The organism is Streptomyces sp. TSRI0107, assembly GCF_001905845.1.
Taxonomy (GTDB): Bacteria; Actinomycetota; Actinomycetes; order Streptomycetales; family Streptomycetaceae; genus Streptomyces.
In genome coordinates, this window is record NZ_LIVZ01000008.1 from 164,826 (window position 1) to 179,821 (window position 14,996).

The window sequence follows — 14,996 nt, forward strand, 5'->3', positions numbered from 1 at the left end:
TCACGCCTCCGGGATCTCGAACTTGCTGGTGCGCTGCATGCCGGCGGCGCGTCCCTTGCCGGAGATGACCAGGGCCATCTTGCGGCTGGCCTCGTCGATCATCTCGTCGCCGAGCATCGCGGAGCCCTTCTTGCCGCCCGCCTCGGACGTGTAGTAGTCGTACGCGTCCAGGATCAGCTCGGCGTGGTCGAAGTCCTCCTGCGACGGCGAGAAGATCTCGTTGGACGCCTCGACCTGGCCCGGGTGCAGCACCCACTTGCCGTCGAAGCCGAGCGCGGCGGCGCGCTGCGCGACCTCGCGGTAGCCCTCGACGTTGCGGATCTGCAGGTAGGGGCCGTCGATCGCCTGGAGGTTGTTGGCGCGGGCGGCCATCAGGATCTTCATCAGGATGTAGTGGTAGGCGTCCGCCGGGTAGCCGGGCGGCTGCTCGCCCACGACCAGCGACTTCATGTTGATCGACGCCATGAAGTCGGCCGGGCCGAAGATGATCGTCTCGACGCGCTGCGAGGCCTGCGCGATCTCGTTGACGTTGTTCAGGCCCTGCGCGTTCTCGATCTGCGCCTCGATGCCGATCTTGCCGACCTCGAAGCCCATCGTCTTCTCGATCTGCGTCAGCAGCAGGTCCAGCGCGACGATCTGCTGGGCGTCCTGGACCTTCGGCAGCATGATGCAGTCGAGGTTCTGGCCGGCGCCCTCGACGACCGTGACGACGTCACGGTACGTCCACTCGGTCGTCCAGTCGTTGACGCGCACCACGCGTGTCTTGCCGGTCCAGTCGCCCTCGTTCAGGAACTTCACGATGGTGTGCCGCGCCTCGGGCTTGGCGAGCGGCGCGCACGCGTCCTCCAGGTCGAGGAAGACCTGGTCCGCCGGGAGGCCCTGCGCCTTCTCCAGGAAGCGCGGGTTGCTTCCCGGCACCGCCAGGCAGGAACGGCGGGGACGCAGACGGTTGACGGTCATGCGGGGACCTCCAGGGGGTCGAGCTTGTTCGCTTTCCGGATCTCGTCGACGATGCGGCCGATGATCCCGGTGATGTCGAAGTCCTTCGGGGTGAAGACCGCGGCGACTCCGGCGGCACGCAGCTGTTCGGCGTCACCGTTCGGGATGATGCCACCTGCGATCACGGGTATATCTGTGGCACCGGCCACACGGAGCCGGTCCAGCACGTCCGGCACCAGCTGCGCGTGGGACCCGGAGAGGATCGACAGGCCGACCGCGTGCACGTCCTCGGCGAGGGCGGCGTCCACGATCTGCTCCGGCGTGAGCCGGATGCCCTGGTAGACCACCTCGAAGCCCGCGTCACGGGCCCGCACCGCGATCTGCTCGGCGCCGTTGGAGTGGCCGTCCAGGCCCGGCTTGCCGACCAGGAAGCGCAGCTTGCCGACGCCCATCTCCTGGGCGGTCAGCTCCACGTTGCGGCGCACCTCGGCCAGCTTGGAGCCCTCCTCGGCGGGGATGGCCACCGGCGCCGACGACACGCCCGTGGGCGCCCGGAACTCGCCGAACACCTCGCGCAGGGCCCCGGCCCACTCGCCGGTCGTGACGCCGGCGCGGGCGCACTCCAGGGTGGCCTCCATGAGGTTGTCGGTGCCCTTCGCGGCCTCCTTCAGCCGCTCCAGCGCCTTGCAGGGGCGCGGGTGGTTGAACGGCGGCTGGTACCGCGTGTCCCGCCAGTGCTGCAGGGACGCGATGACGCGGGCCTCGACGGCCGGGTCGACCGTCTGGATCGCCGTGTCGAGGTCGGCGGTCAGCGGGTTCGGCTCGGTCGACTCGAAGGCGTTGACGCCGACGATCTTCTCCTGGCCGGACTCGATCCGCGCGCGCCGCTCGGCGTGCGAGGAGACGAGCTGCGACTTGAGGTAGCCGGACTCGACGGCGGCCATCGCGCCGCCCATCTCCTGGATGCGGTCGATCTCCGCGAGGGAGGCGGCGACCAGCTCCTCCACCTTCGCCTCGATCACCTTCGAGCCCTCGAAGATGTCCTCGTACTCCAGCAGGTCGCTCTCGTAGGCGAGCACCTGCTGGATGCGCAGCGACCACTGCTGGTCCCAGGGGCGGGGCAGGCCCAGCGCCTCGTTCCAGGCGGGGAGCTGGACGGCGCGGGCGCGGGCGTCCTTGGACAGCGTCACCGCCAGCATCTCCAGCACGATGCGCTGGACGTTGTTCTCCGGCTGCGCCTCGGTCAGGCCGAGGGAGTTGACCTGGACGCCGTAGCGGAAGCGGCGCTGCTTGGGGTTCTCGATGCCGTACCGCTCACGTGTGATCTTGTCCCAGATGCGGCCGAACGCCCGCATCTTGCACATCTCCTCGATGAAGCGGACACCCGCGTTGACGAAGAAGGAGATGCGCGCGACGACGTCGCCCATGCGCTCCTGCGGCACCTGGCCGGAGTCGCGCACCGCGTCCAGGACGGCGATCGCGGTGGACATCGCGTACGCGATCTCCTGCACCGGTGTGGCGCCCGCCTCCTGCAGGTGGTAGCTGCAGATGTTGATCGGGTTCCACTTCGGCATGTGGGACACCGTGTACGCGATCATGTCCGTCGTCAGGCGGAGCGAGGGCCCCGGCGGGAAGACGTGCGTCCCCCGGGACAGGTACTCCTTGACGATGTCGTTCTGGGTCGTGCCCTGGAGCTTGGTGATGTCCGCGCCCTGCTCCTCCGCGACGACCTGGTAGAGCGCCAGCAGCCACATGGCCGTGGCGTTGATGGTCATCGAGGTGTTCATCTGCTCCAGGGGGATGTCCTGGAACAGCCGGCGCATGTCACCGAGGTGCGCGACCGGAACCCCGACCCGGCCGACCTCGCCGCGGGCGAGGATGTGGTCGGAGTCGTAGCCGGTCTGGGTCGGCAGGTCGAACGCCACCGACAGGCCGGTCTGGCCCTTGGCGAGGTTGCGCCGGTACAGCTCGTTGGACGCCTCGGCCGTGGAGTGACCGGCGTACGTGCGCATGAGCCACGGCCGGTCCTTCTGACGCTCAGTCATCTATGACCTCGGGTGTCCTCAGATGTTGCGGAAGCGGTTGATGGCGTCGATGTGCTTGGCGCGCATCTCCGGGTCGCGCACGCCCAGGCCCTCCTCGGGGGCCAGGCACAGCACGCCGACCTTGCCCTGGTGCGCGTTGCGGTGGACGTCGTGGGCGGCCTGGCCGGTCTCCTCCAGGGAGTACACCTTCGACAGCGTCGGGTGGATCTTGCCCTTGGCGATGAGGCGGTTGGCCTCCCAGGCCTCGCGGTAGTTCGCGAAGTGCGAGCCGATGATCCGCTTCAGCGACATCCACAGGTAGCGGTTGTCGTACTCGTGCATGTAGCCCGAGGTCGAGGCGCAGGTGGTGATGGTGCCGCCCTTGCGGGTGACGTAGACGGACGCGCCGAAGGTCTCGCGGCCCGGGTGCTCGAAGACGATGTCGATGTCCTCGCCGCCGGTGAGTTCGCGGATGCGCTTGCCGAAGCGCTTCCACTCCTTCGGGTCCTGGGTGCGCTCGTCCTTCCAGAACTTGTAGCCCTCGGCGCTGCGGTCGATGATCGCCTCGGCGCCCATCGAGCGGCAGATGTCCGCCTTCTGCTCGCTGGAGACGACACAGATCGGGTTGGCGCCGCCGGCCAGGGCGAACTGGGTGGCGTACGAGCCGAGGCCGCCGCTCGCGCCCCAGATCAGGACGTTGTCGCCCTGCTTCATTCCGGCGCCGTTGCGGGAGACCAGCTGGCGGTAGGCGGTGGAGTTCACCAGGCCGGGGGCCGCGGCCTCCTCCCAGCTGAGGTGGCCGGGCTTCGGCATCAGCTGGTTGGACTTGACCAGGGCGATCTCGGCGAGGCCGCCGAAGTTGGTCTCGAAGCCCCAGATGCGCTGCTCGGGGTCGAGCATGGTGTCGTTGTGGCCGTCGCTGGACTCCAGCTCGACGGACAGGCAGTGCGCGACGACCTCGTCGCCCGGCTGCCAGGCGTTGACGCCCGGGCCGGTGCGCAGCACGACGCCCGCGAGGTCGGAGCCGATGATGTGGTACGGCAGGTCGTGGCGCTTGGCCAGCTCGTTGGTGCGGCCGTAGCGCTCCAGGAACCCGAAGGTGGACAGCGGCTCGAAGATCGAGGTCCACACGGAGTTGTAGTTGACCGAGGAGGCCATGACGGCCACCAGGGCCTCGCCCGGGCCCAGCTCGGGCAGCGGCACCTCGTCCAGGTGCAGCGACTTGCGGGGGTCCTTGTCGCGGGTGGCGAGGCCCGCGAACATCTCCGTCTCGTCCTTGTGGACGGTGATGGCCCGGTACGACTCGGGCAGCGGCAGAGCGGCGAAGTCGGCCGAGGTGGATTCGGGCGACTGGATCGCGTCCAGGATGTCCTTCACGGTCACGGTGTTGCCTCCGGCGATGAGCGCCCTGAGGGAGGGGCGCTGAGGGTTACGTCGGTGCTGCTGAGGGGTGAGGGTGGGTGCCGTCGGTTCGGCGGTGATGGTGCTTCGGCAGCGCTTTGTGGCGCGGGAGGGTGCCTGTGACGCAGGCGTCCGGGCGCGCGGGCCTCGGGGCTCGCGGGGACAGTCGTCGCACGGTGGATCGGTGTGCTCCGGACCGCCCGGACAACATCAACGTATGGCACGCCGTGTCACGTGACAAGGCACTGGGTGCCAGAACTTGCGCCCAGATGAAATCTTTACGTTACAAATGAGCGATGATCGATCGAATGCCGCTTGAAAGCCGGTGGAAAAGGGCCTCTGACATGCCAAAACGGCCACCCCGTGGGGTGGCCGCGGGGTGGCCGTTGTCACATCTGCGCGGGGCGGTCAGCGCTCCTTCAGCGCCTCCTCGATGGTGCGCATGACCTCGTCCAGCGGGGCGTCCGTGCGGGCCACCGTCACCAGCACCTCGCCCTGCGCGGACGCCGTCGCCGCGGGCGGCCTCGGGGCGGTGGTGCGGCCCGCCATGATCCCGGAGCCGAAGGTCTTGCGGACGATCGCGAAGGCGTGGTCGAGCTGGGACTCCACGTCGCCCTGGCCGCCGGCCCGCAGCCAGCGCCGCAGCACGTGGTTGTGGGCGGTGACCACGGCGGACGCGGCGACCTCCGCCAGCAGCGGGTCGTCGTTGGCGTCGTCGTCGTGCGCGTGCTCGTCGAAGTGGCCGAGGAGATAACGGGTGAAGAGGCGTTCGTAGCGGGCCACCGACGCGATCTCCGCCTCGCGCAGGGTGGGCACCTCGCGCGTGAGCTTGTAGCGGGCGACCGAGATCTCCGGCCGGGCCGCGTACATCTTCATCACTTCCTTGATGCCGCGGCACACCGTGTCGAGCGGATGCTCGTGCGCGGGGGCCGCGTTGAGCACGGCCTCGGCGCGGATCAGGGTGTCGTCGTGGTCCGGGAAGATCGCCTCTTCCTTGGAGCGGAAGTGGCGGAAGAAGGTGCGGCGGGCGACCCCGGCCGCGGCCGCGATCTCGTCGACGGTGGTCGCCTCGTACCCCTTGGTCGCGAACAGCTCCATCGCCGCGGCCGCCAGTTCTCGGCGCATTTTCAGCCGCTGGGCGGCGGCGCGACCGCCTGCGGCACTTTCCGGCGCGTCGGGCGTGGCTGGTGTACGGGAGGACTTGGCGGGCTGGGACATGACCCGAACGTACTGCATCCGCGCGGCCTTTTGCGCAGGTCCGGGGTTTCCCCCGCCCTCGGAGGGTGGGGGAGTCCGGGAGGCGCCGGGGTGGACGAGCCGCCCCGGCTCGAGCAGTCCGCCCCACTCGGTGCCCGCCCGGAACCAGTCGCCGGGCCGCTCAGCGCCGGGCATATTCGCGGAAGCCGCGGCCGGTCTTGCGGCCGAGGCAGCCCGCGGCCACCAGGTGCTCGAGGAGCGGTGCGGGCGCGAGCCCCGGGTCGCGGAACTCGCGGTGCAGGACCCGCTCGATGGCCAGCGAGACGTCCAGTCCGACGACGTCCAGCAGCTCGAAGGGGCCCATCGGGTAGCCGCCGCCCAGCTTCATCGCGGCGTCGATGTCGTCCAGCGAGGCGTAGTGGTCCTGGACCATCTTGATCGCGTTGTTCAGGTACGGGAAGAGCAGCGCGTTCACGATGAACCCGGCGCGGTCGCCGCAGTCCACGGCGTGCTTGCGGATCTTCCCGCAGACCTCGCGGACCGTCGCGTGCACGTCGTCGGAGGTCAGCACCGTGCGGACGACCTCGACCAGCTTCATCGCCGGCGCCGGGTTGAAGAAGTGCATGCCGATCACGTCCTGCGGGCGCGAGGTGGCGCGGGCGCAGGCGACGACGGGCAGCGAGGAGGTGGTGGTGGCGAGGACCGCGCCCGGCTTGCAGACCTTGTCCAGCGTGGCGAACAGCTGCCGCTTGATCTCCAGGTCCTCCGCGACCGCCTCGACGGCCAGGTCGACGTCCGCGAAGGCGTCGTAGGAGCCCGCCGGGGTGATCCGCCCCAGGGTCTCGGCGGCCGCCTCCGCGGTCATCCGGCCCTTGTCGACGGACCGCGCCAGCGACTTGCCGATGCGGGCCTTGGCGGTCTCGGCCTTCTCCTCGCTGCGGGCGGCGAGGACCACCTCGTAGCCGGCCTTGGCGAACACCTCGGCGATGCCGGACGCCATCGTGCCGGAGCCGGCCACACCGACCGAGCGGACCGGGCGGCCGGGGGTCCGCAGGTCGCCGGAGAGCGGGGTCAGCGCGTCCCGCACGACGTCGGCGCTGCCCGGCGCCTCGTAGGTGTAGAAGCCGCGGCCCGCCTTGCGGCCGGTCAGGCCCGCCTCGCTGAGCTGCTTCAGGATCGGCGCAGGGGCGTGCAGACGGTCGCCGGACTCGGTGTACATCGCGTCCAGGACCGTGCGGGCGGTGTCGATGCCGATCAGGTCGAGCAGCGCGAGCGGGCCCATGGGCAGGCCGCAGCCCAGCCGCATCGCGGCGTCGATGTCCTCGCGGGAGGCGTACTTCGCCTCGTACATCGCGGCGGCCTGGTTCAGGTAGCCGAACAGCAGGCCGTCGGCGACGAAGCCGGGACGGTCGCCGACCGCGACGGGCTCCTTGCCGAGCTCGTACGCGAGCTGGGTGACCGCGGTGACGACCGTCGGCGCGGTCAGCACCGAGGAGACCACCTCGACCAGCTTCATCGCCGGCGCCGGGTTGAAGAAGTGCAGGCCGAGGACGCGCTCCGGGCGGGCCGACTCGGCGGCCAGCCGGGTCACGGAGAGGGCGTTGGTGCCGGTCGCGAGGATCGTCTCGGGCCGCACGACACCGTCGAGCTCCCGGAAGATCTGCTGCTTGATCTCGTACGACTCCGGAGCCACCTCGATGACGAGGTCGGCCTCGGCCGCGGCCCGCAGGTCGGTGGCGGTGCGGACCCGGGCGAGAGCGTCGGCGCGCTCCTGCTCGGTGAGCTTGCCGCGCTCCACGGCGCGGGCGGTGGAGGCCTCCAGGGCGGCGACGCAGCGCGCGGCCTGGGCCTCGCTGACGTCGATGCCGACGACCGTGCGGCCGGCCTTGGCGAGCACCTCGGCGATGCCGGTGCCCATGGTGCCGAGGCCGACGACGGCGACGGTCCTAAGCGGGGACAGGGAAGAACTGTCGGACAGGGGAGCGGCCATCGCGGGACTCCAGAAATGAGGGTGACGACGGGAAACACGCCCGGGTGCGCCGAGGGGCGCACCGGGTGCGTGCGGAGATGCGGGTGTTGTCCGGGCTGCGAGCGCACACGCCCGGTGCCGGTCGAAGCGGACGCGCACACGTCCGCCGAGCGGCGGTGAACCGACCGGCCCTGTCCCGTGGCCGAGTCGTACCTGGTACGAGAGACGTACCGAACCGACTGCACCTCCCGGCGGCCGCGTCACCAGACCGTCGAGAGGGGGTGCGAGTGGGTAACTCGCTCGTCTGAGCTTAACTTGCGGGTAACGAGCGCGCCAGCCCCCCGCCTTTGTGATGTAGGTCCCTCGCCGCGCCGATCACCCCTACCCTCACCTCATGGATGTGAGGGACGAAGCGTCACGAGCGCTCACCGAGCGCTTACGGCAGGAGTCGGGAGCCTCGGCGGCGTACGAGCATCTGCTGGCGACCGAGGACCAGGACGAACTGGCGGAGGTCCTGACAGCCCCCGGACAGCCGCTGTGGGCCAGGGAACTCGCCGCGTTCCGGCTCGGCCTCGGCGGCGACCGCCGCGCCTTCGAAGCCCTGGTCCTCCTCCTCAACCACCGGGACCCGCCCCGCTGCGCCGCCGCCGCGCACGCCCTCGCCCGCCTCGGCGATCCCCGCACGGCCCGCGCGGCGGCCGCCCTCGCCACCAACGAACTGCGCGTGGCCTACGCCCTGCACCCGGTCCGCCTGCTGGTGGAACTGCGGGCCCCGGAATCCGTCCCCGCCCTCATCACCACCCTGCAACGCCGGCTGCGCCCCCACGACCCCTACCGCCGCGTCGCCCTCGCCTGCGTGGAGGGCCTCGGCACGCTGGCCGACCCGCGGGCCCGGACCGTCCTCAACGAGGCGCTGGCCCACCCGACCCTGGCCGAGGCGGCGGTACGGGCCCTGGCGCGCATCCCGAAACAGCGCTGAACCGGCGGCCCGACCAGCCCGTTCCGCGCAGGCCGTCCGCCGCCCGCGCGGCCCTTACGGCGCGACCACCGCGAACGCCTCGACCTCCATCAGGAACTCGGGGCGGACCAGGGCGGCGACCTGGACGGCGGAGGCGGCGGGGAGCCGGTCGTCGGCGAGGTGGGCGGCGCGGGCGGCGCGGATCGCGGGCAGGTGGGAGACGTCGGTGACGTAGTAGGTGAGCTTGACGACGTCGTCCCACGTGGCGCCCGCCGCGGTCAGGCAGCGGCGCAGGTTGGCGAAGACCTGGTGGGCCTGGGCGGACGGGTCGTCCCGGCCGACCAGGGCGCCGGACTCGTCGAGCGGCAGCTGACCCGATATCGCCACGAAGCGGCCGGTGCCCATCACGACATGGGAGTACTGCGCGGCGGGGGCGACACCGTCGGGGGCGGGGATCCTGGTCAGCTCGGTCATGGGTCCATGGTGGACCACGGGTCTGACAACGCCCCCGACGGGCCGTCCGGTCGGGCCGCCCGGTCGGTGGGGCCGGTCGGTGGGGCCGGTAGGTTCGGCCGGTCCCGTCAGTCGCGGAAGCCGAGCAGCCCGTGCAGGGTCGCCCCCCGCGTCGGGGCGACCGACTTCCCGCTCAGCGGCTTCGGATCCGGCTGCGCCGCGCACACCGCGTCCACGCCGCCGTCGCCGCGCGGCACCGTGCCGTCCCTCAGATACGCCGTCAGGTGCCCGTCAAGGCACGCGTTGCCGCTCAGCGTGACGCCGTGGTTGCCGCCGCCCTCCTCGACGACCAGGCTTGAGCCGCGCAGCAGCCGGTGGACCCGCTCGGCGCCCGGGTACGGGGTGGCCGCGTCCCCGGTCGCCTGGAACAGCAGCACCGGCGGCAGAAGGCGGTTCGCGACGGGCAGCGGGTGCCGGCTCCGGGCCGGCCAGAACGCGCACGGCGCGTTGTACCAGGCGTTGTTCCAGGTCATGAACGGCGCCTTCGCGAACACCTCCCAGTTGTCCGCGCGCCACCGCTCCCAGTCGCGCGGCCACCTGGCGTCCCGGCACTGCACCGCGGTGTAGACGCCGTAGTTGTTGTCGCCGGCCGCGTCCACCGCGCCGTAGTCCTCGTACACCTCGACGAGCGGTCCCGTGTCCTTGTCGACGGCATACGCGGAGAAGGCCTCGGCGAGGTACGGCCAGTAGCCGTTGTAGTAGGCGCCCGGCAGGAAGGTGTCCTCCAGCTCGGCCGCCCCGACCGTGCCGCCCGCCGGCTTCCTCGCCAGCTCCGCCCGCATCGCGTACCAGGCGGCCTCCACCTGCTCCGGGTCCGTGCCGAGCCCGTAGGTGTCGTGGTGCCGGGCGACCCACGCCATGAACGCGCGGTGGCGCTCGTCGAAGGCGACGTCCTGGGCGAGGTTCGCCTCGTACCAGACGCCGGCCGGGTCGACGACCGAGTCGAGGACCGCGCGGCGCACCCGCTGCGGGTGCAGCTTGGCGTAGACGGCGCCGAGGTAGGTGCCGTACGAGTAGCCGAAGTAGTTGATCCGCCGGGCGCCCAGGGCCCGGCGGATGCGGTCCATGTCCCGCGCGGTGCTGACCGTGTCGATGTACGGCAGCAGGTCGGCGTGCTTCTCGCCGCAGGCCTCCGCGAACGCCTTCGCGCGCGCCAGGTTGGCCCGCTCCACGGCGGGCGTGCCCGGCACCGAGTCGGGCCGCGCGGGGGTGAAGTACCCCGGCCGGCAGTCCAGTGCGGGCTCGCTCTTGCCGACCCCGCGCGGATCGAAGCCGATCACGTCGTACTGGGCGGCGACCTCCTCCGGCAGCGTGGAGGCGACGAACCCGGCGAGGGTCAGGCCGCTGCCGCCGGGCCCGCCGGGGTTGACCAGGAGCGGCCCCTGGTACGTCTTCGCGGTGTGCGGCACCCGGGACAGCGCCAGGGTGATCTGCCGCCCGCGCGGCTTCGTGTGGTCGAGCGGCACCTTCAGGGACGCGCACTGGAGCGCCGGGTACTTCTTGGTGCCGCACTTCGTCCAGGTGAGCTCGGTGGCGGGAGCGGTGTCCGCGCGGGGCGCGCTCGCCTGCGCGGGAGCGGCCGTGACCGTTCCGGCCAGGGCGACGGCGGCGCCGCAGAGCACGGCCGCGCGTGTTCTCAAGGAGTGCATGGGGTCCTCCCGGGACGGAGGGCTGGGGGACCGCGAGGATCACGGTCCTCGCCGCATCGTCCCGGGGAGCGCACCCGAAAGAACATGTTCTGGCCATGCTTGACCCGATTGGGTCGCTGGATGCCCTCGAATGCCTCTCAGATGAGCGAGAGTTGGGTCGGCTCCGGCGCCGTCGGCGGGGCCGGCTCGGGCTCCCGGATCCGCCGCGGCATCCCCGCGCGGGCCGGTCCGATGCCGTACTCCTGGGCGAGTTCGTGCACCTGACGCGTGATCCGGCGCTGGTACCACTTCGGGGCGTAGGCGCCGTCCGCGTACAGCCGCTCGTACCGGCGCACCAGATGCGGATGCTCGCGCTCCAGCCAGGCCATGAACCACTCCCGCGCGCCGGGCCGCAGATGCAGCGTCAGCGGGGTGACCGAGGTGGCCCCGGAGGCCGCGATCGCCCGCACCGTGGCGCGCAGTTGGGCGGGGTGGTCGCTCAGGAACGGGATCACCGGTGCCATCAGCACCCCGCAGCCGATCCCGTGGTCCCCGAGGGTCCGTACGACGTCCAGGCGCCGCTCGGGCGCCGGGGTGCCCGGTTCCACGGTGCGCCACAGCTCGGTGTCGGTGAAGCCGACCGAGACGGAGATGCCGACGTCCGTCACCCGCGCGGCGTCGGTCAGCAGGTCCAGGTCGCGCAGGATCAGGGTGCCCTTGGTCAGGATCGAGAAGGGGTTCGCGTGGTCGCGCAGGGCGGCGATGATGCCGGGCATCAGCCGGTAGCGGCCCTCCGCGCGCTGGTAGCAGTCGACGTTGGTGCCCATCGCGATGTGCTCCCCCTGCCAGCGGCGCGAGCCGAGCTGGCGGCGCAGCAGTTCCGGCGCGTTCACCTTGACCACGATCTGCGAGTCGAAGCCGAGGCCGGTGTCGAGGTCCAGGTAGCTGTGCGTCTTGCGGGCGAAACAGTAGACGCACGCGTGCGTGCAGCCCCGGTAGGGGTTGACCGTCCACTCGAACGGCATGCGGGAGGCGCCGGGCACCCGGTTGAGGATCGAGCGGGCCCGCACCTCGTGGAAGGTGATGCCGCGGAACTCCGGGGTGTCGAACGTACGAGTGATCACCGCGTCCGCGCCGAACAGCGCGGGATCGGTCCGGCCGTGGTCGTCGGGCTCGGCGGAGAGGTTCTCCCAGCGCATGACGCCTCCTCGGTAGTGCTCGGCCATAGAATAGAACATCTGTTCCCATGATCGTGCGGACGAGCCCGGACCCCCGATTTGGCGGCCGGGTGCCGGGGTGGTTGGCTTGCCCCAACCCCGAGAACCCAGGTGCTGGAGGAACGCAATGGCGCAGGTCGAGGCCACTACCGAGCGGGTCGTCGCGGCGGACCCGGAGACGGTGTTCGACACCCTCGCCGACTACGGCGGCACGCGCGCGAAGCTGCTGCCCGAGCACTTCAGCGAGTACGAGGTGCGCGAGGGCGGCGACGGTGAGGGCACCCTCGTCCACTGGAAGCTCCAGGCCACCAGCAAGCGCGTGCGCGACTGCCTCCTCGAGGTCAGCGAGCCCACCGACGGCGAGCTGGTCGAGAAGGACCGCAACTCCTCCATGGTCACCACCTGGCGCGTCACCCCCGCCGGCGAGGGCAAGGCCCGGGTCGTCGTGACCACCGTGTGGAACGGCGCCGGCGGCATCGGCGGCTTCTTCGAGAAGACCTTCGCCCCCAAGGGCCTCGGCCGGATCTACGACGCGGTGCTCGCCAGGCTCGCCGCCGAGGTCGAGAAGTAGCCAAGAGCCCACGCTCCCAAGGGCGTTGATGCCCTCACCGGATCGAGTGGTCCTTCCTGTCGACCGGCTTTACGCCGTAACTCGTCGCGCTTGCTCGTAGTTGTCGCTTTAAGCGGCAATTGTGTGGCAGTGCGACGAGGGGAGCGGCACGTGGGCGGGAGCACTCTGGTACAGGACGAACCGGTGGCGGCCGCGCCCCCGCGGCTCCCCGCGTCCCCCGCCGCCCCGGCCGCCGGACTCGGCCCCCGCCGGGTGCGGCTGGTCTTCTTCGCGCTGATGCTGGCGCTGCTCCTCGCCGCCCTGGAGCAGATGATCGTCGCCACCGCGCTGCCCCGGATCGTCGGCGAGCTGCACGGCCTGGACAAGATGTCCTGGACGATCACCGCCTACCTGCTCACCGCCACCGTCGGCCTGCCGGTCTATGGCAAGCTCGGCGACCTCCTCGGCCGCAAGGGCGTCTTCCAGTTCGCCATCGTCGTCTTCGTCGCCGGCTCCGCGCTCGCCGGCCGCGCCCAGACCATGGACCAGCTGATCGCCTACCGCGCGGTGCAGGGCGTCGGCGCGGGCGGACTGATGATCGGCGTCCAGGCGATCATCGCGGACATCGTGCCGCCCCGGCAGCGCGGCCGGTTCATGGGCCTGATCGGCGCCGCCTTCGGACTCGCCTCGGTGGCGGGACCACTGCTCGGCGGCTACTTCACCGACCACCTCTCCTGGCGCTGGTGCTTCTACGTCAACGTGCCCTTCGGCCTGGTCACCATGGCCGTCGTCGCCGTCGTCCTCGAACTGCCCAAGCCCGCCGTCAAGGCCCGCCTCGACGTCCTCGGCGCGACCCTGCTCGCCGCCGCCTCCACCTGCCTGGTCCTGCTGACCAGTTGGGGCGGCACCGAGTACGCCTGGGACTCGCGCGTCATCCTCGGCCTCGGCGCGGGCGCCGTCGCCGCCACCCTCCTCTTCCTCGTCGCCGAGCGCTTCGCCGCCGAACCCCTCATCCCGCTGCGGCTGTTCAGGGACTCCGTCTTCAACATCACCGGCCTGGTCGGCCTCGTCGTCGGCGTCGCCCTGTTCGGCGCCGCGAGCTATCTGCCGACCTACCTGCAGATGGTGGACGGGGCCAGCGCCACCGAGTCCGGACTGCTCATGCTGCCGATGACCGGCGGCATCGTCGGTGCCTCCATCGTCTCCGGGCAGCTCATCAGCCACACCGGCCGGTACAAGATCTACCCCGTCCTCGGCAGCGTCCTGTCCGCCGTCGGCATGTGGCTGCTCTCCCGCCTGGAGACCGACACACCCCGGCTGCACTACAGCGTCTGGATGGCCGTCCTCGGCGCCGGCATCGGCCTGGTGATGCCGGTGCTGATCCTCGCCGTGCAGAACTCCGTGCGCCCCGCCGACCTCGGCACCGCCACCAGCGCCAACAACTACTTCCGGCAGATCGGCGGCAGTGTCGGCGCCGCGATCTTCGGCACCCTCTTCGCCGACCGGCTCACCGACTCCCTCGGCGACCACCTCCCCGCGCGGACGAGCGCCGGACTCCCGGACCCGCAGGCCCTGACCCCCGAACTGGTCCACGCGCTCCCCGCGGAGCTGCGCGACGGCTACATCCAGGCCTACGCCGACGCCATGCCGAGGATCTTCCTCTACCTCGTGCCGGTGCTCGTCCTCGGCCTGCTCATCGCCTTCTTCCTCAAGGAGAAACCCCTGGTGTCCCACAACGCCCCCACCACCGCCCCGGAGACGCCGGTGCCCGCGCCGGCACCCGCCCCGATCCCGCACGCCCGCACGGCGTACGCCGCGGGCATCCCGGTCTGCGGCACGGTGCAGCACCCCGACGGGACCGTCGTCCCCCGCGCGGCGCTCACGCTCATCGACGTCGCCGGACAGCAGATCGGGCGGGGCGCCAGCGGCGACGACGGGCGGTACGCGCTGGCCACCCCGGGCTCCGGCGCGTACGTGCTGATCGCCGCCGCGGGCGGCCACCAGCCGCAGGCCGTCTCCGTGACCGTCGGCGAGCGACCCGTCGAGCTGGACGTCGTCCTCGGCGGCGCCGGACGCCTCGCGGGCACGGTCGTCACCGCCGACGGCACCCCGGTGCGCGACGCCACCGTCACCCTCACCAACGTCCACGGGGAGGTCGTCGCCAGCACCCGCAGCGGACGCGAGGGCGGATACGTCATCACCGACCTGGTCGCCGGCGAGTACACCCTCGCCGCCAGCGCCCCCGCGTTCCGCCCGGCCGCGCTGCCCGTCACCGTCCAGGCCTCCCGCGAGACCCGCCAGGACATCGAACTCGCGGGCGGCGCCGTACTGCGCGGCACCGTGCGGGCCGGTGGCGGACGGCCCGTCGAGGACGCGCGGGTGACGCTGCTGGACGCGGCGGGCAACGTCGTCGACACCATGACCACCGGCGTCGACGGCACCTTCCGCTTCGTCGACCTGTCCTCCGGCGAGTACACCGTCATCGCGGCCGGCTACCCGCCCGTTGCCACCGTGCTCCAGGTGGCGGGCGGCGGGCGCACGGAACGCGATCTCCTGCTCGGGCACGAGGACTGACGAACCGGCCCGCGGCGCCGCCGCCG

The 14,996-nt window shown here is 71.5% G+C and carries 11 protein-coding genes; 3 read left to right on the forward strand and 8 right to left on the reverse strand.

Annotation, left to right across the window (positions count from 1 at the left end):
* The 5 genes from AMK31_RS23315 to AMK31_RS23335 form a co-directional block, all read right to left on the reverse strand.
* The gene (locus AMK31_RS23315) at window positions 1-960 is read right to left on the reverse strand and encodes an HpcH/HpaI aldolase/citrate lyase family protein (RefSeq protein WP_073942562.1); all 960 of its coding nucleotides are present in this window, start codon (window positions 958-960) and stop codon (window positions 1-3) included.
* Window positions 957-2,984, reverse strand: coding sequence for a protein meaA (locus tag AMK31_RS23320; RefSeq protein WP_073942563.1), 2,028 nt, complete (start codon window positions 2,982-2,984; stop codon window positions 957-959). Before AMK31_RS23320 ends, AMK31_RS23315 begins: the two co-directional genes overlap by 4 nt.
* A gap of 18 nt (window positions 2,985-3,002) precedes the next feature.
* Entirely contained in the window at window positions 3,003-4,340 is a 1,338-nt protein-coding gene (gene ccrA / locus AMK31_RS23325; RefSeq protein ID WP_198948562.1) for a crotonyl-CoA carboxylase/reductase, read from the reverse strand.
* Window positions 4,341-4,772: 432 nt separating this feature from the next.
* Window positions 4,773-5,582: a TetR family transcriptional regulator gene (locus tag AMK31_RS23330; protein WP_198948556.1), complete on the reverse strand. Its 810-nt coding sequence runs from the start codon at window positions 5,580-5,582 to the stop codon at window positions 4,773-4,775.
* A 160-nt stretch (window positions 5,583-5,742) separates the two neighbouring features.
* Complete coding sequence (locus AMK31_RS23335; RefSeq protein WP_073942566.1) at window positions 5,743-7,551, reverse strand: 3-hydroxyacyl-CoA dehydrogenase family protein; 1,809 nt, start codon at window positions 7,549-7,551, stop codon at window positions 5,743-5,745.
* 373 nt (window positions 7,552-7,924) lie between these two features.
* On the opposite strand from AMK31_RS23335, the gene AMK31_RS23340 reads away from it, so the two are divergent.
* Window positions 7,925-8,509 (forward strand): adenylosuccinate lyase, encoded by a 585-nt coding sequence (locus AMK31_RS23340; RefSeq protein ID WP_073942567.1) that lies wholly within the window; start codon window positions 7,925-7,927, stop codon window positions 8,507-8,509.
* Between the two features lie 54 nt (window positions 8,510-8,563).
* Here the strand turns inward: AMK31_RS23340 and AMK31_RS23345 are convergent, their stop codons facing one another.
* The 3 genes from AMK31_RS23345 to AMK31_RS23355 all read right to left on the reverse strand — a co-directional run bounded on the left by AMK31_RS23345 (window position 8,564) and on the right by AMK31_RS23355 (window position 11,828).
* The gene (locus AMK31_RS23345) at window positions 8,564-8,962 is read right to left on the reverse strand and encodes a RidA family protein (protein ID WP_073942568.1); all 399 of its coding nucleotides are present in this window, start codon (window positions 8,960-8,962) and stop codon (window positions 8,564-8,566) included.
* A gap of 107 nt (window positions 8,963-9,069) precedes the next feature.
* Entirely contained in the window at window positions 9,070-10,641 is a 1,572-nt protein-coding gene (locus AMK31_RS23350; protein ID WP_073942742.1) for an alpha/beta hydrolase, read from the reverse strand.
* A gap of 146 nt (window positions 10,642-10,787) precedes the next feature.
* Window positions 10,788-11,828: an Rv2578c family radical SAM protein gene (locus AMK31_RS23355; protein ID WP_073942569.1), complete on the reverse strand. Its 1,041-nt coding sequence runs from the start codon at window positions 11,826-11,828 to the stop codon at window positions 10,788-10,790.
* A 145-nt stretch (window positions 11,829-11,973) separates the two neighbouring features.
* On the opposite strand from AMK31_RS23355, the gene AMK31_RS23360 reads away from it, so the two are divergent.
* Both AMK31_RS23360 and AMK31_RS23365 read left to right on the forward strand, forming a co-directional pair.
* On the forward strand, window positions 11,974-12,417 hold the full coding sequence (locus AMK31_RS23360; RefSeq protein WP_073942570.1) for an SRPBCC family protein: 444 nt from the start codon (window positions 11,974-11,976) through the stop codon (window positions 12,415-12,417).
* 150 nt (window positions 12,418-12,567) lie between these two features.
* Window positions 12,568-14,970, forward strand: a complete 2,403-nt coding sequence (locus AMK31_RS23365; protein ID WP_073942571.1) for an MFS transporter — start codon at window positions 12,568-12,570, stop codon at window positions 14,968-14,970.
* The last annotated feature ends 26 nt before the right edge of the window (window positions 14,971-14,996 follow it).

Excerpts from the sequence above, each read along its gene's own strand:
- AMK31_RS23360 (WP_073942570.1), top strand. The coding sequence starts at position 11,974 with ATGGCGCAGGTCGAGGCCACTACCGAGCGGGTCGTCGCGGCGGACCCG.
- AMK31_RS23355 (WP_073942569.1), bottom strand. The coding sequence starts at position 11,828 with ATGCGCTGGGAGAACCTCTCCGCCGAGCCCGACGACCACGGCCGGACC.
- AMK31_RS23315 (WP_073942562.1), bottom strand. The coding sequence starts at position 960 with ATGACCGTCAACCGTCTGCGTCCCCGCCGTTCCTGCCTGGCGGTGCCG.
- AMK31_RS23320 (WP_073942563.1), bottom strand. The coding sequence starts at position 2,984 with ATGACTGAGCGTCAGAAGGACCGGCCGTGGCTCATGCGCACGTACGCC.
- AMK31_RS23340 (WP_073942567.1), top strand. The coding sequence starts at position 7,925 with ATGGATGTGAGGGACGAAGCGTCACGAGCGCTCACCGAGCGCTTACGG.
- AMK31_RS23335 (WP_073942566.1), bottom strand. The coding sequence starts at position 7,551 with ATGGCCGCTCCCCTGTCCGACAGTTCTTCCCTGTCCCCGCTTAGGACC.
- AMK31_RS23345 (WP_073942568.1), bottom strand. The coding sequence starts at position 8,962 with ATGACCGAGCTGACCAGGATCCCCGCCCCCGACGGTGTCGCCCCCGCC.
- AMK31_RS23330 (WP_198948556.1), bottom strand. The coding sequence starts at position 5,582 with ATGTCCCAGCCCGCCAAGTCCTCCCGTACACCAGCCACGCCCGACGCG.